The following is a 20,912-nucleotide window of genomic DNA, read 5'->3' as shown; positions in this document are numbered from 1 at the left end:
AATCCTCACTGAAAATTCGAGGTTCATCTCGAATTTTCTGTCAGGAAACCACGGTACATGAGTTCCGTCGACAGCCCCGGCGGTCCTCCCCGAGCCCGGGGGTGACGGTGGCCCTCAGGCTCTACCCGTTCTTGAGCTCGGTGTAGATCTCCTTGACCCGGTCGCGCAGGTTCTCGTCGACCCTGCCCCAGTAGGTCCAGCACTGCCCTTCGACCTGCTCCGACACGCCCTGCATGGCGCGGGCGATGTTGCCCGCCAGACGCTCACGGGCCGCATCGTCCAGGACCTCACGCACCAGGTTCCCGGGCTGGGCGAAGTCATCATCCTCCGCATGCCGGACGTAGGCACCGCGGGTCAGATCCCCACCGTAGTTGTTGTCGAAGAGGCCGAGGTCATCAGCGGGCCCCGTGGCGGACTCCTGTCCACGTCCGAAACCGTAGGTGGATTCACCGGGCTCCACGCCCTTCTCGACGGCACCGGAACCGTCGGAGACGTCCGCGGTCCCTTCAGCACGCTCGAACCGGTTCGGCGAGTAGACCGGGGTGCCGTCGGCAGGGAACTCGTAGGCTGCCGCACCGTCCTTCATGGTGTAGAAGTTCCGCTCCTCCACCACAGGCCGGTTGACGGGAAGCTGCGGGTAGTTCGCACCCAGGCGGTAGCGCTGGGTATCTGCGTAGGCGAAGGCACGGGCCATCAGCATCTTGTCCGGGGAGAAGCCCACACCGGGGACGATATTGGAGGGGGCGAACGCCGCCTGCTCGATCTGCGCGAAGAAGTTCTGCGGGTTCGCGTTGAGGGTGAAGTGACCCACGTCGATCAGCGGGTAGTCCTTCTGCGACCAGGTCTTCGTGAGGTCGAAGGGGTTGAAGCGGTATCCCTCGGCCTCGTCGAGGGGCATGATCTGCACCTTGACGTCCCAGGTCGGGTAGTCACCCCGCTCGATGGCCTCGTAGAGGTCGGAACGGGAGTGGTCGAAGTCGCCGGAACCGACAAGTTCGCCAGCTTCGTCGTCGGTGAAGAAGTCCCAGCCCTGACGGGTCTTGAAGTGGTACTTCACCCAGAAACGCTCACCGTCGGCGTTGATCCACTGGTAGGTGTGCGAGCTGAAGCCGTCCATGTGACGGAAGTCCTTGGGAATTCCGCGGTCGCCCATGAGGTAGGTGACCTGGTGGGCGGACTCCGGGCTGCGGGTCCAGAAGTCCCACTGCATGTCGGCGCTGCGCAGACCGTTGGTCAGTCGCTTCTGGGAACGGATGAAGTCAGGGAACTTCATGCCGTCACGGACGAAGAACACCGGGGTGTTGTTGCCCACGATGTCGTAGTTTCCGTCCTGCGTGTAGAACTTCAGCGAGAACCCGCGCACGTCGCGGACGGTGTCCGGGAAGCCCTGCTCGCCTGCCACGGTGGAGAACCGGGCGAGCATCGGGGTGACGCGCCCCTTCTGGAAGAGGTCGGCACGGGTGTACCGGGAGACGTCCTCGGTGACGGTGAGTTCACCGAAGGCGCCGGAGCCCTTGGCGTGGACGTTGCGCTCGGGGATGCGCTCACGGTTGAAGTGGGCGTGCTTCTCGACGAGGTGGACGTCCGTCAGGGCGATCGGGCCCTGCTCGCCGACAGTCACCGAGTGTTCCTCGGTGGTGACGGGCGAACCATTGGCGTTGGTGGAATGCCCGGAGTAGGGGCAGACGCCGCGGTTGGCGATCTCCTCAGTGCTGGGGGAGCTGCCCGCTCCGGTGGTGCGGTTGTCGTCGGTGCTCATGTGTAAACCCTCCTGGAGGCTGCCGTGTAGTGCACGGATCGCGCACATGTCAGTCGTGGATGACGGCGGGCGCACGGCGGTCGTGATCGTCAGTCACGGAGGCGCTGTGCCGTCAATCCCCGTTATACACGTCAATCTTCAGGTTCGCACTATCAATATGCCGACATTGAATGGTTACAACTATTTGTAACCGATCTGCGATAGTAATAGCGACAGAATCAGTGGTCGTCAGGGGGTCACAGAGGGTCACCGGGGTCCGTCCACGGTGCTAGACTTCAGAACCGTGCGAAGAAGATCCCCGCAGTCGGCACGCGACGGCGCCCGTGCGAACGACACGGCGGACAAAGCCGTCACCGACCTCGCCCTGCGCGCAGCCGGCGGCGACCGTAAAGCCCTCAACGACTTCATCGAGGCCACCCACAGTGATGTCTGGCGCCTTCTCGCCCATCTCGCCGACGCTGACCGAGCGGACGACCTCACCCAGGAGACCTACCTCCGGGCACTGAGCGGACTCCCCCGGTTCGCCGCCCGGTCGTCAGCGCGGACGTGGATCCTCGCACTCGCCCGGCACACCTGGGTCGACAGCGTACGCCACGACATGGCCCGCCCGCGGAAGTCCGCCGAGCAGTGGGAGGACGCCACCGAACTCACCACGTCCCCGGATACCACGGGTGGACAGACCTGGGCGGAACTGGTCGACGCCCGCGCCATGCTCGATGACCTGGCCCCGGACCGACGGGAGGCCCTGATCCTCACCCAGATCCTCGGCCACACCTACGCCGAGGCCGCCGACATCTGCGGCGTGAGGGTGGGCACGATCCGTTCCCGGGTCGCGCGGGCACGTGCGGACCTGCTCGAAGCCTCAGGGCGAGGCAGTCTGCGGAACGACACTGAGGGCACAGACTCAGGACCGGCCCTACACTGGGGTTCGTGACCCACCGCTACCACCAACACCTCCCTTTCCCCCGCCAGGATGTCTGGGACTGGCACACCCGTCCCGGCGCGGTGACGCGCCTGACACCAGGATTCTCACTGCTCAGCGTTGCCGCCGAGGCATCGTCGCTGAAGGACGGCACCACCGTGCTCTCCCTCCCCGGCAGGATCCCGGGGCTACGGGAGTGGCAGGCCCGGCACCAGCCTGACGACTTCGTCGACGGACACCTCTTCGTCGATGAGTGCGTCAACTTTCCGCTCCGGCAGATCATCCACTGGCGACACACCCACTCCTTCCGTGACGACGACACCGCCACCACCCGCGGCGCCGTGCTCACCGACGCGGTGGAGGGTACCGCCCCGGCGGCGCTTCTCGACCGGGTCTTCCATTACCGTCACCGTCAGCTGGCCGCCGATCTGGAGCACAGGGCGCGGGTGGGGGACGCGTCGGTCACGGGACACCACACTGTCGCCGTGACCGGGGCAACGGGACTTGTCGGGACCCGTCTCGTCGCTCTTCTCCGGTCGCTGGGGCACACGGTCGTGCCGCTGTCACGCTCCCGTCTCCCCCATGAGCCGGACGCCCGTGTGTGGATCCCTGACGATCCGTCACCGGACCTTCTCGTCGGTGTCGACACGGTCGTCCACCTCGCTGGCGCGGGCATAGCGGGACGCTTCACCGAGAAACACAAGGCGGCCGTCCGCGACTCCCGCATCGGTCCGACCCGACGGCTCGCCGAACTCGCGGCCGCCACCGAAGGTGTCCAGGCGTTCATCTGTGCGTCCGCGGTCGGCTTCTACGGGCACAGCCGGGCAGGACGGGTCAATGAGCGTGCCGGAGCCGGCGAAGGTTTCCTCGCCGACGTCGTCTCCGAGTGGGAGAACGCCTGCGGCCCGGCCGCCAACGCCGACCGCCGCGTGGTGAACGTACGCACCGGTCTGGTCATGGCCGGCGGGTCACCGCTGCTCACCGCACTGGGGTCCTCGAGTCGTCTCGGAGGCGGCGCCCTCGGCTCGGGTCGCCAGCACTTCCCGTGGATCTCGGTGGACGATCTGGTGGATGTCTATGTGCGGGCTGTGCTGGACGGCGAGACAACGGGGCCGGTCAACGCGGTCGGCCCGCAGATGATCACGAACGCCGAGTTCACCGCGACCCTGGCTGAGCTGCAGCGCATCCGGGTTCCGCTGAGTCTCCCGGTTCCGGCCGCCGCCCCGGCGCTGCTCCTCGGGGTCCAGGGCGCGGAGGAGCTCGCCCTGGCCGACCAGAACGTCGCCCCCTCGGTCCTCGAAACCCTCGGCCACACCTTCCGCCACCCCACCCTGCGTACCGCCCTGGTCCACGAGTTGGGACTCCCCGACGAGTAGGATCAGGGACATGGCTGAGTCTGGCATGTCTGGCACCACCGCCCGCAGGGCACTGCTCGTCCTCTCTTTCGGAGGACCGGAGAAGGAAGAGGATGTGGTCCCTTTCCTCGAGAACGTCACCCGGGGGCGGGGCATCCCCCGGGAGAGGCTCGTCGAGGTCGGCGAGCACTACTACCGTTTCAGGGGCAAGAGCCCCATCAACGACCAGAACCTCGAGATCATCGACCATCTCCGCGCCGAGATCGCGGCACGTGGACTGGACCTCCCCGTGTACTTCGGCAACCGTAACTGGGAGCCGTATGTCGAGGACACCACGAAGCAGATGGTGGCCGACGGCATCACGGAGGTCATCGTCTTCGCCACGTCCGCCTGGGGCGGTTACTCCGGCGACATCCAGTACCGCGAGGACATCGAACGAGCCCTGCAGTCCTGTCGTGACGCCGGTATCACCCCACCGGCGATGACGAAGATCCGTCCCTTCCACGACCACCCCTTGTTCCTGTCGACGTTCGCCCGGCTCGTGGACGAGGCCCGGCAGTCACTTCCCGCCGACCAGCAGGACGACGCCCGCCTCCTGTTCACCGCCCACTCGGTGCCCCTGTCCGCCGACGAGGCGTCCTCGGTCGACGCCACCCACCGTTACTCAGGTCAGGTCCTGACCGCGGCACGGGAGATCCGCGCATTGAGCAGCTTCGCCTCCGACGGCGACGACGGAACCGATGTCGAGCTGGTGTGGCAGTCCCGCTCCGGCCCCCCGCATATTCCGTGGCTCGAACCGGACATCTGCGACCACCTGGAAGCCACCGTCGGTGGAGAGGACGGGGACGCCCGTCCCATCGTGCTGGTTCCCGTCGGTTTCATCTCGGACCACATGGAGGTGATGTGGGACCTCGACAATGAAGCTGCGGACACCGCAGCCAAGCTGGGGGTCACGATGGTCCGCGCAGCGACACCCGGCCCGACCCACGAGTTCACCGAACTGGTGCTCGACCTGGTGGACCAGTCGTCAGGTGCGGCCGCCTCCACGACTGCCCGTCAACGGTCCTGACCCTCTCCCCGGTGTTCCTCGACGGTCTCTTCCCAGAATTCCTCGGAGTCGAAGTCCTCGGCCGAGAATTCGCTCTCGTCGTCGCTGTCCAGTTCCTCGACGACGTCCTCGGTGACGTCATCCCGCAGCTGGCCCACGGCGACGTTGGACTCCTTGAATGACTTCTGGAGCGTCACCCAGTCCTTCCGGGTGAACTTCCCCTTCGGATCGACGAGGCGGAGAATCAGCGTACGGATCCGGTCGCGTCGCAGGACCTCGCTGCCGATGCGCTTGCGCCCGTTCGCCACCCACGTCCCCAACAGAACAGCGACCAACGCGATACCGAGCCAGCCGAGAATCGGGAAGACGTTGTTGACCAGCAGGGCGAAGTCGAAGAAGCTCAGGCCGAAGGCGGCGAGCGTCAGCACGATAAACACCGGACGGTACCCCTGTGCCCTGTTCACCGTCAGCCGCTTGCCCAGGGAGTACAACACGCCGAGCGTGGTACTGAAGATCATCAGGTACGTCGCGATGGAGGCCACGATGCCGATACCGGGGTTCATCTGGTTGATCAGCTCGAGGGTGGGCAGGTCCTTGTCTGCGACATCCGTGATCCGGAACAGCAATGCGACGGTGATGAGGACCAGAATACCGGCGAAGAGGCTGCCTCCGAGGAACCCTCCCCATCCGGCGGTCTTGGTGTTCCAGTGGCTTCCGCCGATGAGGATCGCCATGGAGATCCCGCTGAACATCGCCAGGCCCACGTAGTTCAACGTCGACAAGAACCACCCCGGCAACGGGGAGGACACGTTGGCGATCGCGAAGTCGCTGGCTGCCTGCAGAGATTCAGGAGGACTGGTCAGGGCGTAGATTCCCGCAGCAACGAGCAGGAGGATCATCACCGGGGTGATCATCGCGATGACATTGGTGACGCGGTCGACGTCGAGCATGCCGGTGATCAGGACGAGGACCGCCATCAGGCCTGACCCGACCCAGAGTGGTAGACCGAACTGCTGGTTGAGGTTGGACCCTGCCCCGGCCATCATCACGAACCCGATACAGAACTGGGCTGCGGACAATGAATAGTCGAGGAACACTGCGACTGGTTTCGACGTGACCCCCGTGAAGACCTTTTCGTGGGACTGTGCCCTGAAGTAGCTCCCGTACTGCAGAATCACCATGGCGGTGACGGGCATGAGCACCACGACCACTGCGGCGCCCGCGATCCCCCAGAACCCGTAGGAAGCGTAGTACTGCAGCAGTTCCTGGCCTGACGCGAAACCTGCGCCCACCGTCACGCCGAAATAGGCAAGTGCGATGACCAGTGCCTTCTTCACGAGAGCTCTCCTGTTCCAGCGCCGGGGCGCTGGCTACTGAGACCTGACAGGCTGCTCAGCGATGTGCTGGAACCGGGGTGTCCCAGGTTTGGCGTCCCGACACTTCATGAAATCTGTGATCACAAATAGTCGATGACAGAAACAGTAGCACTCGTCACATCAGCCAATGCATGGTGTCCGTTAGGCGTTCACCGGTGCCAGTGCGTCCGCCATGGCAGCCACACGCTTACCCTGGAACGTCGCCAGCGCCAGGACATGCTCGTCCGGGGCGCCGTTCCCCGTGACGGCACTGACACCGTAGGGATTGCCTCCAGCCGCATGGGAGAGCGGGTAATCCACGTACCCGGTCGGGACGATCGTGGCGCCCCAGTGGAAGAGTGTGTGGTGCAGTGCCAGCAGGGTCGCCTCCTGGCCTCCGTGCTCCTCCGTCGTCGTGGTGAAGACCGAGGCGGGCTTACCCGCGAGTTCCCCGGCCGCCCACGGACCGCTGGTCGTGTCGATGAACTGTTTGAGCTGCGAAGCAGGCTGACCGAACCGGGTCGGGGAACCCAGGACGAAGCCGTCCGCCCACACCAGGTCGTCCGCGGTGGCGACCTCGATGTCGCTGGTCGCGGCGAGATGCTCGGCCCAGGCAGGGTTGTTGTCGATGACCTGCTGCGGGACGAGCTCCTCCGCGCGTCGCAGGCGGACCTCCGCCCCCGTCGCTTCGGCGCCTTCGACGAAGGCCTTCGCGATGGAGTAGGTGGATCCGGTGGACGAGTAGTAGATCACTGCGATACGTGACATGGGTGTTCTCCTTCGTGGTGTTGCATGTTTGTCCAGATCGACGCTCAGGCGTGCCGTGAGCCGCCGTCGACGTGGATCGTCTCGCCCGAGACGTACTCGGCCGCCAGCAGCCATACGGCGGCGTCGGCGATGTCGTCCGTGGTACCGACCCGTCCCGCGAGGCTTCCCGCTGCTGCACTGTCGTACATGCCCGTGCGGCCCTCCTCGTCGAGATCGTCCCACGTGCCGGAGTCGGTGATCCCCGGCGAGATCGCGTTGACCCGCACGGGGGCCAGTTCATGCGCCAGCTGGCTGGCGATGAAGGCCACCGCCCCGTTGGTCACTCCCATCACCGTCAACCCGGCAGACGGATTCCAGGCCGCCGTCCCGGAGAACAGCAGGAAAGACCCGGTGGACGGCATCCGCGGAGCGAAGTGTTTGGCGACAAGCATCGGACCGATGATCTTCGCCTCGACGGCGTTGAGGATGCCGTCATGCTCCAGGTCGGCGACGGGGACGTTGTGGTGCGCGGACGCGGTGATCACGACATGGTCCACTTCGCCGAGCGACTGGGCTGCGGCGAGGATGGACGGCTCGTCGGCCACGTCCAGGTGGATCGCCGAGTGATCCTGCGCGTGGTCACCGCCGAGTTCAGCGACGACGGACCATGCCAGTTTCTCGTCGCGTGCACCGAGCACCACGACGGCACCCTCGTCGGCCGCAGCCTGTGCGACGGACTTGCCGAGGTACTTCGCGCCACCGATGACAAGGACGCGTTTCCCGTTGAGACGGTGACCCATCATTCTCCTTCTCTGGTTGCCGCGGTCTGCCGCCCGAGGATCTCCCGGACCCGCGGAGCCACCTCCGTCCCGTACAGTTCAATGGACCTCAGGGACAGTTCGTGGGGCATGTGGCCACTGGAGTACTTCAACGAGAACCGCGATGCGCCGAGCGTGGTCAATGTCTCGGCAATCCGGGGCGCCACGGTCTCCGGTGAGCCGACCATCAATGCGCCCCGGGTGGCGTCCCGGTCGAACTGGGCCCGGCTGTAACCGGTGCCGCCACGCCCCTTGGAGAACTTCTCCATCGCCTCCGCGAAGTAGGGGAAGAACTCGTCGCGCGCCTGTTCGTCGGTTTCTGCGATGTAGCCGGGTGAGTGCACCCCCAGGGACTGCGGGGCGTGTCCGAACTCTGCGAGGGCGCGACGGTGCAGGTCGGCGAACTGCGCGAAGCGGGCCGGCTGGCCACCGACGATCGCCAGTATGACGGGCATGCCGTAGCGTGCCGCTCGCACGACCGACTGCGGAGTACCGCCCACGGCCACCCAGGCCGGCAGCGGGGACTCCGTTGCGGGATGCACCGACTGGTTCTCCAGCGGGGCCCGGGTGGTGCCTTGCCAGGTGACCGGCTCGCCGGTGATCAGCCTGCTGAACAGGTCGAGACGGTCGTCGAAGAGTTCCTCGTACTGGTCCAGGGAGTAGCCGAACAGTGGGAACGACTCAATGTAGGAGCCACGCCCCACGATGATCTCGGCGCGTCCTGACGTGAGCCCCTGCAGCGCGGAGAACCGCTCGTAGACCCGCATCGGATCATCGGAGCTCAGCACGGTCACGGCACTGGTCAGGTGGATGTTCGCGGTCCGGGCGCCGATGGCGGACAGCACCATTTCCGGTGAGGACACCGCGTAGTCGGCACGGTGGTGTTCACCGATACCGAAGAAGTCCAGGCCGACCCGGTCCGCCAGCACCGCTTCGTCGACGATGGCGCGCAGTGTCTGAGCGGGGGTCAGGACGACGCCGCTCTCCAGGGAGGACACGTCTCCGAAGGTGTCCACCCCGATCTCGACGGCGGTGAGGTTCTCAGGTGTACTCATCTAGGACACCGTCACTTTCACCCGGGCGTTGACGACCGCGTCGACAACAGCGTCGACGGTTTCGTCGAGCCGACCAGCGACGCCCTCCGGCGCGCTGTGCAGGAGGTGGGACGACACCAGCGGTGAGCCGGCGAACTCGAAGATGCCGTGTTCGACGCCGGTGCGCATCGCATCGCGGTAGCCGTGCCTGTCGTAGGTTTCCGGCGAGCTGCCGCCGACACGGACGAGGTGGATGTCCCGGTCCGCCAGGCCGGTGGCGTCGTCGGTGCCGAAGGCCCACCCGAAGGTCAGGACGCGGTCGAACCACCCCTTCATCAGACCGGGCATGGCCCACCAGTAGACCGGGTGGACGATGACGACGGCGTCGGCGCGTTCCACGCGCTCCTGCTCACGTACGACGTCAGCGGGTGGGGCGCCGATTCCCCGGACCACGTCGAGATCGGCACTGCTCTGACGGGAGTCGAACCCCTCAGCGGCGATATCGGCGATGTCAGCCGTCCATCCCTGCTGGTCGAGCCGTTCGCTGACCTGGCGGGCGACCGAGGCGGTCAGGGAGTCGGATTCCGGGTGTGCGAAGAGAACGAGGGCATGCATCTGCTGCACCTTTCGGTTAGACTGCGGTGTATTCACGGAGTTACGAACTGTAACTTACTGTTCGTAACTTAGCGCATCGTTGAAAGGTTCGCAATGCCCCCTGCCACAACCGGCTCCCGCCGCCGGATGTCCTACGACGACCGTCATGCCCAGTTGATGGAGGCCGCACGTGATTTCCTGGGCCGCGAAGGTGTCGACGCACTGACCCCCGCCCGCCTCGCCGAGCACGCCGGCGTGACGAAGCCGCTGGTCTACCAGCACTTCGGAACGAAGGCCGGCATCCTGGTGGAGCTCTACCGGGAGTTCAAGGGCCGCACCTACGACAAGCTGGACGCGGCAGCCGACGCTGCCGCCGCCGAGGGGTCGGCCGCGACGCTGGCATCGACGGCGCAGGTCGTCGCAGACTCCTACCTGGACTGCGTGGACGAGGAGAGCGCCGCCCTACCGGGCGTCAGCGGTGCGCTGTCGGGCTCGGCAGAGCTGGAACAGCTGCGACAGGAAGCGGATGTGGCCTTCAGCACGCGGTGCAAGGCGGCGCTGCTGCCTTTCGCTACGACGGGGGACGTCACCGACGCCGCGATGCAGGCGATCCTCGGCGCGGCGGACGGTATCGCCCGTGCCTACATCCTCGGGACGGTGTCCCTGGAGGACGGCAGGACGACGCTCGCCCGGGTGGTCGCCGCGGTCGTGTGAGATGACACGCCACGGAACGCACAAGGGCGGTGTGCGGGTAGTCGGAGAGCTACAGCAGCAGCTCGGCGATCTGGATGGTGTTCAGTGCCGCACCCTTACGCAGGTTGTCTCCGGAGACGACGAGCACGAGACCGCGCCCGTCCTCCACCGACTGGTCCTGACGGATACGGCCCACCAGTGACGGATCCACACCGGCCGCCGCCAGTGGCGTCGGGACATCGGAGATCTGGACACCCGGGGTATCAGACAGGATCTCCTCGGCCTGGGCCGGTGTGATCGCGGTGTCGAACTCCGCGTGCACGGTCATGGTGTGGCCGGTGAACACCGGCACACGCACGCACGTACCCGCCACCGGCAGATCGGGAAGGTGCAGGATCTTGCGCGACTCATTGCGCAGCTTCTGCTCTTCATCGGTCTCCCCGGAGCCGTCATCGACGATACTTCCCGCCATCGGCAGCGCATTGAACGCGATCGGGGCGACATACGGGCCGAAATCGTCGACCTGCAGGGCCGACCCATCGGTCGCGAGGTTCTCCAGGACCTCCAGATTCGCGCGGACCTGGTCCGCCAGTGCCTTCACTCCGGCCAGGCCGGAACCGGACACGGCCTGGTAGCTGGACACATGCAGGCGCTTCAGACCCGCCTTGCCGTGCAGTGCCCCCAGCACCGGCATAGCCGCCATGGTGGTGCAGTTCGGGTTGGCGATGATGCCCTTGGGCACGTCCTTCGCGTCCTCCGGGTTCACCTCGGAGACGATCAGAGGGACGTCCGGGTCCTTGCGCCACGCCGACGAGTTGTCGACCACGGTGGCACCGGCCTCGACGAAACGGGGGGCCTGTGCCTTGGACGTTGCGCCGCCGGCGGAGAACAGGGCGACGTCGATGCCGCGCAGGTCCTCGGTGGAGGTCGCCTCGACGTCCTCGACGACGACGGTGCCGCCGTTGAACTCGATACCGGTGCCGGCGGAACGTGCCGATGCGAAGAACCGCACCGTGTCGATCTTCTCGAGGACAGAAGGACGGTGTTCGAGGATGTCACGCATCACGCGGCCGACCTGGCCGGTGGCGCCGACGATGGCGAGGGTGGTCATGACTGGTGTCCTTTCGTCCGTGACGTTACCGGCCGGTGCCGGCGTACACGGTGGCGGTCTCCTCGCCACCGAGCTGGAATCGTTCGTGCAGCGCGGCGACGGCCGCGTCGAGGTCGGTGTCCCGGATCAGCACGGAGATACGGATCTCAGAGGTGGAGATCAGCTCGATGTTGATCCCGGCGTCCCGCAGTGCCTCGCAGAAGTCTGCGGTCACGCCGGGGTGCGACTTCATGCCCGCGCCGACCAGCGAAACCTTGCCCACCTGGTCGTCGAAGAGCAGCTGACCGAACTTCTGGTGGTCCTCGGTGCCCTGCAGTCCCTTGAGCAGTTCCACCGCACGCGGGGCGTCCTCACGCGGGCAGGTGAAGGTGATGTCGGTGAGATTGTCGGCGAGTGAGGAGACGTTCTGCAGCACCATGTCGATGTTGATTTCGGCGTCCGCCAGGGTACGGAAGACCCGCGCCGCCTCGCCCGGTTTGTCGGGGATGCCGAGGACGGTGACCTTCGCCTCGGAACGGTCGTGGGCGACACCGGTCAGGACTGCTTCTTCCACGGGGATATCCTCCAATGAGCCGGACACGAGGGTGCCGGTTTCGTTGCTGAATGATGAACGGACACGGATCGGGACGTTGAACGCACGGGCGTACTCCACACACCTCAACATCAGGATCTTCGCACCGACGGCGGCCATCTCGAGCATCTCCTCGAAGGAGATGTTGTCCAGCCGCTTGGCGTTCGGGACGATGCGCGGGTCGGCGGTGTAGACACCGTCGACGTCGGAGTAGATCTCGCACACGTCGGCGTGGAGTGCCGCGGCGAGTGCGACCGCGGTCGTGTCCGAACCGCCACGGCCGAGTGTGGTGATGTCACGGGTCTCACGGTTGACGCCCTGGAAACCGGCGACGAGACAGATCTTCCCCGCGTCCAACGCCTCACGCACGCGCCCGGGGGTCACGTCGACGATCCGGGCGTTGCCGTGACGCTCGGTGGTGATCACGCCGGCCTGGGAACCGGTGAACGACTGCGCCTCGGCACCGAAGGAGTCGATGGCCATGGCGACCAAGGAGTTGGAGATCCGCTCACCGGCGGTGAGGAGCATGTCCATCTCACGACCCGGCGGCACCGGATTGACCTGGTTGGCGAGATCGAGCAGTTCGTCGGTGGTGTCACCCATCGCAGAGCACACCACGACGACGTCGTGGCCCTGTTTCTTGGTTTCCACGATCCGCTGTGCGACGCGCCGGATACGTTCGGCGCTCTCCAACGACGATCCGCCGTACTTCTGGACGATCAGGGCCACAGTTCCCAGCTCCACCTTCCCGCGTTGACGGGATAACTCGATATTATTGCTCAGACCTTAGACAGAGTACCTGAGTAGACGGCCCGGTCGGTACCCGCGGTTATCCCCCGCGTACTGCGCACATCATGGCACATCATGCACCGATGACGACTGCGTGGCTACCCCAACCGACCGGTATGTCTGCCACGCCGCGCAATCCCGCCTGTGCCACCGCGTCGGACAGGTCACGCGCGGTGGGCAGACACCGTCCGTTGACGAGCATGCGGGTGAGGTCTTCCTCGTAGTCGTGGTCCTCGTCACCGCTCACGGCGAGCAACCTGGTGATCACGAGGATCCGTCCCGTCCCACCTGTCGCCGCCGCTGCGGCCACCAACAGTTCGGGTACGTCGTCGGGGACGCACAACGCGAAGGGGTCCACCAGGAGCACGAGGTCTGCCTCGGCCCCACCGCGGGCCCAGTCGCTGATCTCGACCCGGTCGCGGCGCTGTTCGCCGACCTCGGCACGCAGTCGCTCATGCGGGCAGCGTGGGTTTCCCTGCCCGTCGGGCATCACCAGGACGGTGACCTGCAGGTCACTGTTGCGGCGCAGCAGTTCATCGGCGTAGACGGCGGCGGCGACGCCTTCCGCCCCGCCGAGTACGGCGACACGGGCAGGCGCTCCGCCCGGCAGATCGTCCAGTCGGGTGGCCAGTGCGGGAGCGACCCACTGTGCCCGGGTGGCCTCACTGTCCGCCAGCGACTCCCCCAGTGACGGATCCTGACGGCGCAGTCCGTCCCAGTCGCTCCCGGTGGCCCCCACCTGCACCGACGCACCGCCACGCAGGCCTTCCGCCAGGTGCAGCCACGTCAGCGACTGCAGCGCGCCCGGGCCGGTGAGACCGGCGACGAGTCCTTCCGGGTCAGCGAGTTCCGTCCCGAGCGTGGTGAGACTCACGAGCGGACCTCCATCGGACGATTCCGCGTGCAGCGTGAGCAGACCGACCGACTCCAGGTACCGCAGGAACCTCACCAGACGCTCCTGCGGGACACCCACCGCCTCGGCGACCGCCGCCACGGGCGCCCCGTCGCCGGACGCAGCATCAGCCGCCGTGTCGACCGCCTCAAACAGTCCGAGCTGCGCCGCGGCCTGCAGGGCGAACCCCGGAGCAGTCTCGCTGAGTTCGTGCAGCTGCATCAACGGGGAAATACTGGAGGTGCCTGCGCCTGCGTCCGTCCCTGCGGCGTCACCGGCGTCCGCCTCCGTGGCAGCGTCGTTACGGCGCCAGTAGCCAGTGATCTGCACGTGCTCCCGGGGGACACCGAGTTCCTTGACGAAACGGCGCACCGCCTTCAGGCGTCCCGCCTCTCCCCCGGCCCAGACGAACGGTGTGCCCTTGGGCAGCACATCTTCCTCATCCCTCAGCGCGGCAACCACCTCGGTGAAATCCCCGCCTTCGGCACGCACGACCCAGCGCAGGTCGAGGGAGGCCGCACAGGCGACCTCGGTGAGGTCCGACTGGATGTCAGCGCGCTCAGCCACCTCGACCACCGCCACCACCCGGTGCCCCGCGGGCGTCTCCTCCAGGCATCGTCCGATGGCGGGCAGCGCGGTTTCGTCACCGATGAGCAGCAGCCAGTCGGTGTGCACCGGCAGCGAGGCACAGTTCTTCGGCCCGGCGGCGAAAACACAGTCGCCGACGGAGGCGCCGGCCGACCACCCCTCGGCGAGACCTGCACCGTGGCGGGCGAAGTCGACGACCAGTTCCCCGAAGTCACCGGCCTCCGGGTCCCACTTCCGTACCGTGTACGTACGGAAGAGCTCGTTGACTTCTGCGGTCCAGTCCAGACGGCCGTCACCGAGAGAGACCGGGTAGGGGCGCTCTCCGGTGACCGGGTGGGGGAAGATCATCCGCATGTCGTCGTCGAAACCGTCGGAGACGATCGCCGGCACCTCCTCACCGTCACGGGTATGGGCCCGCAGCCCCGCGCCGCCGAACACGACGCGCCGCATTCCGGGGGTGACGTCCTCGATACGCAGCACCTCCAGCTCGCGCATGGTGATGGGGTAGATGTCGGTGTCTCGGCTGATACGTGGCACGTCGGGGAGGTCCTCACTGTTGATGGCGGCGCGGGCGGACGGAGAGTAACGACACCGAGGTTAGCATCACCTGAACTACCCCCTACCCCACGCGGGCCACGGTGGCTAATATGTTCCCCGCACAACCTGCGCGGCGGTCGTTTCACCGTCGTCCTGTTCATTTCAAGGGAGAGAACCCATGACCCACCTGCCTACCATGCGTCGCCGGATCGTCGGCGCGCTCCTCGCCTCCGGCGTCGCTGTCAGCCTCGCCGCCTGCTCCAGCGACGACGACAGTTCGTCCTCCGACGACACCAGTGCCGCCACGGAGTCGGCGTCCGGGTCGGCGTCCGAGTCTGCCTCGGAATCCCAGGGTGAGTGGCCGCGCACCGTCGACTCGATCGCAGTGGACAACGGCAGCCCCACGGACAAGACCGAGGAGGTCGAGATCCCGGCCAAGCCCGAGAAGATCGTCTCCACCTCGGTGACCCTCACCGGCAGCCTGCTCTCCATCGACGCTCCTGTCATTGCCTCCGGCGCCGCCAGCCCGGGGCCGACCTCGGACGACAAGGGCTTCTTCAAGCAGTGGGCCGACGTCGCCGATGAGCGCGGAGTCAAGGAGATCGGGCAGCTGGAGCCGGACTTCGAGAAGATCGCCGCCGAGGACCCCGACCTCATCATCGTCTCCTCCGCCGGTGCCGACACCGCTGTCGACCTCGTGGACCGCCTCAAGGAGGTTGCTCCGACAGTCGTCCTGGACTACTCCGACAAGGACTGGACCGAGGTCACCACCCAGCTCGGTGAGATCACCGGCCATGAGTCAGAGGCCGAGGACACCATCCAGGAGTTCAAGGACCGCGCATCCGAGGTCACCGAGAACATCGAGGAACCGGAGCAGCCCGTCCAGTTCATCCTGCCCGCGCAGGACGGCGGCGTGAACTTCATGACCGGCGAGTCCGCCCAGGGCCGCATCATCACCGAACTGGGCTGGGACCTCGACGTCCCCGGTAAGGACGTGGTGCGCACCGACGGCGACTACGCAGGACGTACTGACGTGGTGCAGGTGACCGACGAGAACCTGGACAAGGGTCTCACCGGCAAGACGGTCTTTGCCACGAACGCCGACGCCGACAACCCGGTCAGTGAGCAGCTGAAGGAGAAGCCCACCGCCCGTGACACCTACGCGGTCAAGAACGACCGCATCTTCGAGTTCGGCGCTGAGACCTTCCGCATCGACTTCTACAGCGCGATGCTGATGCTCGACCAGATCGAGGAGTACTTCAAGAAGTAAGGCCGCTGACACGTCGCTGTGAATCGGCGACTAGTCTGAGGTGCTGATGATGCACAGCAACCTGCTCGCTGTCGTCTTCGCCCTCCTGTCAGCCCTCACCGTCGCCTGGGGAACCATCCTCCGGCACCAGGTCGCCGAACAGACATCAGGCGATCGCGACAACGCCCACGGAACCCCGGTTCTCGCCGCCGTCGCCCGCCCGAAGTGGTGGGCCGGCGTCTTCTGCGCGCTGTCAGCCTACGGGCTGCAGATCGTCGCCCTCGGATTCGGGACGTTGCTGGTCGTCCAGCCGATCCTCGTCCTGTCCCTGATGTTCACCCTGCCGTTGGCAGCCCGGTTCGACGGACGACGGGTATCGCGGCCGGAAATGGCGTGGGCCGCCCTGCTCACCGTCGCCGTCGGCGTCGTCGTGGTCTGGGGCCGCCCCTTACCGGGAAACGACTTCCCCACCCTGAGCAGATGGATGGTGACCCTGGGCGTCGGGGTGGTCATCCTGCTCTGCCTGATGTGGGTGGCCACCCGACTCCGGTTACGCACCCGCGCCCTGATTCTGGGGGCGGTGACCGGCGCCATCATGGGGTACCTCGCCGTCCTCTCGAAGTCGGTCGTCAACATCTTCAACCAGGAAGGCGTCCCGGCCCTGCTGACCAGCTGGGAGGCCTACGGCCTGGTCGCATGCGCCATCATCGGCACGCTGGTCCAACAGGCCAGCTTCAATGCCGGCGCACTGAAGAACTCGCTGCCGGCAATGACGATCACCGAGCCGATCGTCGCCTTCGTCCTGGGATACCTCGTCCTCGGTGAGCGCTTCCAGGTGGAGGGGACGCAGTGGCTGATCATGGCCGGCGCGCTGGTCGTGATGATCGTGTCCACGGTCGTGCTGTCGCGGCGGGGAGTCGAGTAGCCGGGGTGTGACCTCCACCCGCCCCTGTTGCCAAGTATCGGCGAGGAAACGATACTCTCGGCGGCATGGACTTTGTCGACCCGTCGATCAGGACGGTCTACGAGACCCTCGACCTGATCGGGGTGGTGCTCTACGGGATGATCGGGGCGATCATCGCCCGCGCCCGCAACCTGGACTTCATCGGGATCGTCTTCCTCTCCATCATCACCGCCCTGGGCGGTGGGATGATCCGGGACGTCCTCATCGACAACGGCCCTCCGGCAGCCATGCAGGACATGCGGTACTTCGGCATGGCTCTGGTAGGCGCTGTGGTGTCGACGATGATCCACATGAACTCGCGTGGGTGGGAGATCTTCCGCGTCCACGGCGATGCCGTCGTCCTCGGCGTCTGGGCCGCCACCGGTTCAACGAAGGCCCTGGCCAACGGCCTTCCGTGGTCATCCGCCCTCTTCCTCGGCGTACTGACCGTAGTCGGAGGCGGGATGATCCGCGACGTGATGACCGGCTCGGTCCCCGCCATCTTCGGTGGAGCGACGCTCTACGCCACGCCGGCCGTCCTCACCGCCGCCGTCATGGTCGGGATCTACTCCCTCGACGCGTCCGGGGTGGCGGGCGACTTCCCGGTGCTCCTGGTCGGCCTGATCATCGCGCCGTTCCTCGGCTCCGGGCTGATGATCACCGCCTACTGGCGGGGGTGGGTGCTCCCCGGCATGCAGGACCTCTCATGGGCGACGCAGAAGAAACTGCGGCAGCCGATGACGCTGGCACGCGACATGAGCCGGAGACGGTGGCGACTGCGCCGGTGCGAGGAACATCGGGAACAGGAACAGGACGCCCGCTCCAACGCGGACGATGAGGACGCCGCCATCGACGACTGATCCCCGGGGGCCGCGAGTCTAGTTCCTCCCCGCCATGACCCCTCCGTCCGTGTCCCAGATCGCACCGGTCACCCAGTCCGCGGATCCGGACAGAAGGAAAGCCACGACATTGGCGACGTCCTCTGGGGTTCCCACCCGTCCAAGCGGGTGCATACCGGAGAAGCCGCTGACCGCATCGTAGACCTCATCCTGCGGTATGAAACCCTCGTATATCGGGGTACGCACCACGGCAGGAGCAACGGCATTGACCCTGATCCCCTTGTCAGCCAGTTCCAACGCAATGTTCCGCGTCATAGCGTGGAGTCCTGCCTTCGCCATCGAGTACGCCGACGACGGTGTAGCACCTATGGCCTGATGCGCCCACATCGATCCGATGTTCACGATCGACCCGCCGTTGCCGGCGTCGACCATGTTCTGGGTGATTGTCTGCGTAATGAAGAAAAGGGACTTGTTGAGGTCCAGATAGGAATCGTAATCTGTCTCGGTGTGTTCCAGGAAGGGCTTGGGGACGAATACCCCCGCGGCGTTCACTAATAAGGTGGCGTCGAAGTGGCGGTCCGTGAGTTGGCGCCGCAGCTCGGTGACGTCGGCGGCGGCAGTGAGGTCAGCCGCGATGACGTCGACATCCACACCGTACTCGGACAGAACCGTCCGGGCTGTCTCGAGCTTCGATGGGTTGTTGCGACCGACGACCACCGTTGCCCCGCCTGAGGCTGCGACTTGTCCTGCGACGGCGAGGCCCATACCGCTGGTGCCGCCAAGGACAATGACTTTCTGACCAGAAAATGTACGTGACATACCCCTATCTTGTCGCACCTCCCGTAGCACCACCAGTCCTGCAGGGACTATCGCGGCATCAACGGAATGAATACCACCACTTCCTCGCTACTAGGGCCTGCCACCACACAGTCCGCAGTACGCCGCATTCTTCGCCACGGTTTCGCTCCAGAGCGGCACATATAACGACACGCTATCCTCCTATTCGACAATCAGACCTAGAAGCTGCACTTCCACCCGACTATATTCGTTGTCCTGGCGAGCAGGAGGAGAAAACACTCCACCGGCCGCTTAACATGGCCCTGGAAGAGAACTACCGAAGAAGGAAATACCATGAGTAATGTACGTGTGACGCCGTGGAGTTCCGAAGATCAGGACGGCGATGAGCCCGATATCGTTAAAGAAATACGACAACGGCGCCCCGGGGGTGAGTTGATCGGGATCGACCGCGTGCTGCTCCGCAGTACTCCCCTCGCCACCGGGTGGAACGGGTTGTTGGGACGCGTCCGCGCAGAGTTCGCTCTCAAACTGGAATACAGGGAGATGATCATGCTGAGGGTCGCCCACCTCAACGGAGCCGACTTCGAGTGGAACGTCCACCACCCTGCATACCTCGACGCCGGCGGGTCGGAGGCCAAGGCACTGAAGCTCAGAGAAACAACCGTCGCGGACATTTTCAGTGAAGAAGAACGTGCGCTTCTGGAGCTGACCGACCAGTCAACACTGAACGTCAGCGTTGACGGAGGCGTCATCAACGATGTCAAGGAACTATTTGGCGAAGAACAGACAGTGGAAGCCACGGCCACTGTCGCCGCCTACAATATGGTTTCACGGTTCCTAGTGGCGTTAGCCATCTGACCGAGCGCCCGGAGCGACCTTATTTTCGGTACGTGCCACGGTGATGATGATCAACGGCACCAAAACCACCATGGCGATGATGCACAACACCCGGAAACTTGTCACGGCCATGAGCGGCCCTGATGCGAATGCCGCCACAGCACCACAAAGGTTCGACAAAGCGTCTACCCCGCCCTGCGCAGTTGCACGATTCTCATCCGGCACCGCTCGACTGAACAACGCAGAACCTGCCACGTTCACGAATGACCACCCCACCCCGAGCAATATCAGTGATGTCACGACCGCCGCGGGGCTCTCCGGTGACACGGCACCGACAGTGAGTGACGCTCCGAAGATGACGATTCCGATTCCGATGGTCGCACGGTGCCCGATCCGGTCCGTGACGAGACCCACCACGGGAGCCAGAGCGTACATGCCGAGGATGTGCAGGCTGATCGTCACACCGACGAACTCCACGGAGCCACCCTGATGCGACACATGCACCGGCGTCATCGTCATCACCGAGACCATCACCACCTGTGCAGTGACGACCGCGATGACGGCCGTGCGAGCGGGACGGTTGTACCTGAGCTCATCCACCGCCCCCCGCGCGCGTTCCCTCAGCGGTGTCCTCACCAGCCCGGCACCACTTTTCCCAGCCAGCCGCACCTCTTCAGACCGCCCCGCCAGAGGGTCCGGGCGCAAGAACACGAAAACCAGCAGGCCCGCCACAGCCAGGCACACTGCGGCGATAGCGAATGCCCCGGCAAACACTGTCAACCCGGTCGCCTCGCCGATCACCCCACCCGGGACACCGAGGTTCGGTCCCAAAACCATGCCCAGCGTCCCCACCCACACAATCAACGCCAGCGCCTTCGCCTGATCCTGCGGACGCGCTCGGTCGGTGGCAGCGAACCTGGACTGTAGGCTGGTCGCCGTACCCGCGCCAATGAACAGCAGCCCCAGGAACATCGGCACAGTGAGGCTCCACTGCGCCGCAGCAATCAGCACGCCGGCACCAACCGCAGACACCCACCACCCCGAGGCAAGAGCGGCTCTCCGTCCGAACCTCGCCGCCAACATCCCCAACGGCAGTCCCAGGAAAGCCGCACCGAGCGTACTCGCAGTACGAGCAAGCCCGGCCCAGGTCTCGCTCGAGGTCACCTCCTCCGCCAGAAGGACACCGATTGACGGAGCGATCCCCACGCCCACCGTGCCCACGACCTGGGAGATAGCCAAGACGACCATCGTCCGCTTCTGAATACGGCCACGGTGGTCCGCATCTCCGGATGATGTGGGCCGCGATGCGCCGGATACTGTCTCGCTGGTGAATTTCACTGGCTCAGAGTACGGGGACCGGCACCCTATACTGAACCCCTCCAAGGGCAATACCGCTATAGTGATCTCCTATACCCGTTGCGTCGAGGCCATTG

Annotated in this window: 19 protein-coding genes; 8 read left to right on the top strand and 11 right to left on the bottom strand. The window is 65.6% G+C overall.

Going from position 1 to position 20,912, the window contains the following annotated elements; all coding sequences use genetic code 11:
- Positions 1-121: 121 nt before the first annotated feature.
- Entirely contained in the window at positions 122-1,759 is a 1,638-nt protein-coding gene (locus tag BJF89_RS08450) for a catalase (protein ID WP_075814001.1), read from the bottom strand.
- A 283-nt stretch (positions 1,760-2,042) separates the two neighbouring features.
- Here BJF89_RS08450 and BJF89_RS08445 point away from each other — a divergent pair, with 283 nt between their 5' ends.
- From BJF89_RS08445 to BJF89_RS08435, 3 genes are read left to right on the top strand one after another with little or no spacing between them, the layout of a single operon-like run.
- Positions 2,043-2,693: an RNA polymerase sigma factor gene (locus BJF89_RS08445; RefSeq protein ID WP_075813999.1), complete on the top strand. Its 651-nt coding sequence runs from the start codon at positions 2,043-2,045 to the stop codon at positions 2,691-2,693.
- Positions 2,690-4,057, top strand: coding sequence for a TIGR01777 family oxidoreductase (locus tag BJF89_RS08440; protein ID WP_075813997.1), 1,368 nt, complete (start codon positions 2,690-2,692; stop codon positions 4,055-4,057). The genes BJF89_RS08445 and BJF89_RS08440 overlap by 4 nt, the downstream gene beginning before the upstream one ends.
- 10 nt (positions 4,058-4,067) lie before the next feature.
- Positions 4,068-5,105, top strand: a complete 1,038-nt coding sequence (locus BJF89_RS08435) for a ferrochelatase (protein WP_075813995.1) — start codon at positions 4,068-4,070, stop codon at positions 5,103-5,105.
- Here BJF89_RS08435 and BJF89_RS08430 read toward each other — a convergent pair.
- The 5 genes from BJF89_RS08430 to BJF89_RS08410 all read right to left on the bottom strand — a co-directional run bounded on the left by BJF89_RS08430 (position 5,093) and on the right by BJF89_RS08410 (position 9,653).
- Complete coding sequence (locus BJF89_RS08430) at positions 5,093-6,421, bottom strand: hypothetical protein (RefSeq protein ID WP_075813993.1); 1,329 nt, start codon at positions 6,419-6,421, stop codon at positions 5,093-5,095. The two genes, BJF89_RS08435 and BJF89_RS08430, sit on opposite strands and share 13 nt — an antisense overlap.
- Positions 6,422-6,601: 180 nt before the next feature.
- Positions 6,602-7,207 (bottom strand): NAD(P)H:quinone oxidoreductase, encoded by a 606-nt coding sequence (wrbA, locus tag BJF89_RS08425; RefSeq protein WP_075813991.1) that lies wholly within the window; start codon positions 7,205-7,207, stop codon positions 6,602-6,604.
- 44 nt (positions 7,208-7,251) lie between these two features.
- The gene (locus BJF89_RS08420) at positions 7,252-7,989 is read right to left on the bottom strand and encodes an SDR family oxidoreductase (RefSeq protein ID WP_369803684.1); all 738 of its coding nucleotides are present in this window, start codon (positions 7,987-7,989) and stop codon (positions 7,252-7,254) included.
- The gene (locus tag BJF89_RS08415; protein WP_075813987.1) at positions 7,986-9,059 is read right to left on the bottom strand and encodes an LLM class flavin-dependent oxidoreductase; all 1,074 of its coding nucleotides are present in this window, start codon (positions 9,057-9,059) and stop codon (positions 7,986-7,988) included. The genes BJF89_RS08420 and BJF89_RS08415 overlap by 4 nt, the downstream gene beginning before the upstream one ends.
- Entirely contained in the window at positions 9,060-9,653 is a 594-nt protein-coding gene (locus BJF89_RS08410) for an NAD(P)H-dependent oxidoreductase (protein ID WP_075813985.1), read from the bottom strand.
- Between the two features lie 93 nt (positions 9,654-9,746).
- On the opposite strand from BJF89_RS08410, the gene BJF89_RS08405 reads away from it, so the two are divergent.
- On the top strand, positions 9,747-10,346 hold the full coding sequence (locus tag BJF89_RS08405; RefSeq protein WP_075813983.1) for a TetR/AcrR family transcriptional regulator: 600 nt from the start codon (positions 9,747-9,749) through the stop codon (positions 10,344-10,346).
- Between the two features lie 49 nt (positions 10,347-10,395).
- Here the strand turns inward: BJF89_RS08405 and BJF89_RS08400 are convergent, their stop codons facing one another.
- The 3 genes from BJF89_RS08400 to BJF89_RS08390 all read right to left on the bottom strand — a co-directional run bounded on the left by BJF89_RS08400 (position 10,396) and on the right by BJF89_RS08390 (position 14,813).
- On the bottom strand, positions 10,396-11,436 hold the full coding sequence (locus tag BJF89_RS08400; protein WP_075813981.1) for an aspartate-semialdehyde dehydrogenase: 1,041 nt from the start codon (positions 11,434-11,436) through the stop codon (positions 10,396-10,398).
- A 25-nt stretch (positions 11,437-11,461) separates the two neighbouring features.
- Entirely contained in the window at positions 11,462-12,736 is a 1,275-nt protein-coding gene (locus BJF89_RS08395) for an aspartate kinase (protein WP_038545932.1), read from the bottom strand.
- 133 nt (positions 12,737-12,869) lie between these two features.
- On the bottom strand, positions 12,870-14,813 hold the full coding sequence (locus tag BJF89_RS08390) for a siderophore-interacting protein (RefSeq protein ID WP_075813979.1): 1,944 nt from the start codon (positions 14,811-14,813) through the stop codon (positions 12,870-12,872).
- A 178-nt stretch (positions 14,814-14,991) separates the two neighbouring features.
- Here BJF89_RS08390 and fepB point away from each other — a divergent pair, with 178 nt between their 5' ends.
- From fepB to BJF89_RS08375, 3 genes are all read left to right on the top strand, one after another.
- The gene (fepB, locus tag BJF89_RS08385; RefSeq protein ID WP_075813977.1) at positions 14,992-16,083 is read left to right on the top strand and encodes a Fe2+-enterobactin ABC transporter substrate-binding protein; all 1,092 of its coding nucleotides are present in this window, start codon (positions 14,992-14,994) and stop codon (positions 16,081-16,083) included.
- Positions 16,084-16,132: 49 nt separating this feature from the next.
- Positions 16,133-16,987: a DMT family transporter gene (locus BJF89_RS08380; protein ID WP_187344692.1), complete on the top strand. Its 855-nt coding sequence runs from the start codon at positions 16,133-16,135 to the stop codon at positions 16,985-16,987.
- Positions 16,988-17,052: 65 nt separating this feature from the next.
- Positions 17,053-17,865: a trimeric intracellular cation channel family protein gene (locus BJF89_RS08375; RefSeq protein ID WP_075813973.1), complete on the top strand. Its 813-nt coding sequence runs from the start codon at positions 17,053-17,055 to the stop codon at positions 17,863-17,865.
- 18 nt (positions 17,866-17,883) lie between these two features.
- Here the strand turns inward: BJF89_RS08375 and BJF89_RS08370 are convergent, their stop codons facing one another.
- Positions 17,884-18,663 carry an SDR family NAD(P)-dependent oxidoreductase gene (locus tag BJF89_RS08370; RefSeq protein ID WP_075813971.1) on the bottom strand — a complete coding sequence of 260 codons (780 nt, stop codon included), beginning with the start codon at positions 18,661-18,663 and terminating at the stop codon, positions 17,884-17,886.
- 312 nt (positions 18,664-18,975) lie between these two features.
- Here BJF89_RS08370 and BJF89_RS08365 point away from each other — a divergent pair, with 312 nt between their 5' ends.
- Positions 18,976-19,500, top strand: coding sequence for a carboxymuconolactone decarboxylase family protein (locus BJF89_RS08365; RefSeq protein ID WP_075813969.1), 525 nt, complete (start codon positions 18,976-18,978; stop codon positions 19,498-19,500).
- On the opposite strand, the gene BJF89_RS08360 is transcribed toward BJF89_RS08365, so the two are convergent.
- Positions 19,489-20,727 (bottom strand): MFS transporter, encoded by a 1,239-nt coding sequence (locus BJF89_RS08360; RefSeq protein WP_083650591.1) that lies wholly within the window; start codon positions 20,725-20,727, stop codon positions 19,489-19,491. The two genes, BJF89_RS08365 and BJF89_RS08360, sit on opposite strands and share 12 nt — an antisense overlap.
- Positions 20,728-20,912 lie beyond the last annotated feature (185 nt).

The sequence above is a fragment of the Corynebacterium sp. CNJ-954 genome, from assembly GCF_001942345.1.
Lineage (GTDB): Bacteria > Actinomycetota > Actinomycetes > Mycobacteriales > Mycobacteriaceae > Corynebacterium.
This window is presented reverse-complemented; position numbering and strand designations above follow the sequence as displayed.

Excerpts from the sequence above, each read along its gene's own strand:
- BJF89_RS08450 (WP_075814001.1), bottom strand. The coding sequence starts at position 1,759 with ATGAGCACCGACGACAACCGCACCACCGGAGCGGGCAGCTCCCCCAGC.
- BJF89_RS08435 (WP_075813995.1), top strand. The coding sequence starts at position 4,068 with ATGGCTGAGTCTGGCATGTCTGGCACCACCGCCCGCAGGGCACTGCTC.
- wrbA (WP_075813991.1), bottom strand. The coding sequence starts at position 7,207 with ATGTCACGTATCGCAGTGATCTACTACTCGTCCACCGGATCCACCTAC.
- BJF89_RS08420 (WP_369803684.1), bottom strand. The coding sequence starts at position 7,989 with ATGATGGGTCACCGTCTCAACGGGAAACGCGTCCTTGTCATCGGTGGC.
- BJF89_RS08415 (WP_075813987.1), bottom strand. The coding sequence starts at position 9,059 with ATGAGTACACCTGAGAACCTCACCGCCGTCGAGATCGGGGTGGACACC.
- BJF89_RS08410 (WP_075813985.1), bottom strand. The coding sequence starts at position 9,653 with ATGCATGCCCTCGTTCTCTTCGCACACCCGGAATCCGACTCCCTGACC.
- BJF89_RS08405 (WP_075813983.1), top strand. The coding sequence starts at position 9,747 with ATGCCCCCTGCCACAACCGGCTCCCGCCGCCGGATGTCCTACGACGAC.
- BJF89_RS08400 (WP_075813981.1), bottom strand. The coding sequence starts at position 11,436 with ATGACCACCCTCGCCATCGTCGGCGCCACCGGCCAGGTCGGCCGCGTG.
- fepB (WP_075813977.1), top strand. The coding sequence starts at position 14,992 with ATGACCCACCTGCCTACCATGCGTCGCCGGATCGTCGGCGCGCTCCTC.
- BJF89_RS08380 (WP_187344692.1), top strand. The coding sequence starts at position 16,133 with ATGCACAGCAACCTGCTCGCTGTCGTCTTCGCCCTCCTGTCAGCCCTC.
- BJF89_RS08375 (WP_075813973.1), top strand. The coding sequence starts at position 17,053 with ATGGACTTTGTCGACCCGTCGATCAGGACGGTCTACGAGACCCTCGAC.
- BJF89_RS08370 (WP_075813971.1), bottom strand. The coding sequence starts at position 18,663 with ATGTCACGTACATTTTCTGGTCAGAAAGTCATTGTCCTTGGCGGCACC.
- BJF89_RS08365 (WP_075813969.1), top strand. The coding sequence starts at position 18,976 with ATGAGTAATGTACGTGTGACGCCGTGGAGTTCCGAAGATCAGGACGGC.
- BJF89_RS08360 (WP_083650591.1), bottom strand. The coding sequence starts at position 20,727 with ATGGTCGTCTTGGCTATCTCCCAGGTCGTGGGCACGGTGGGCGTGGGG.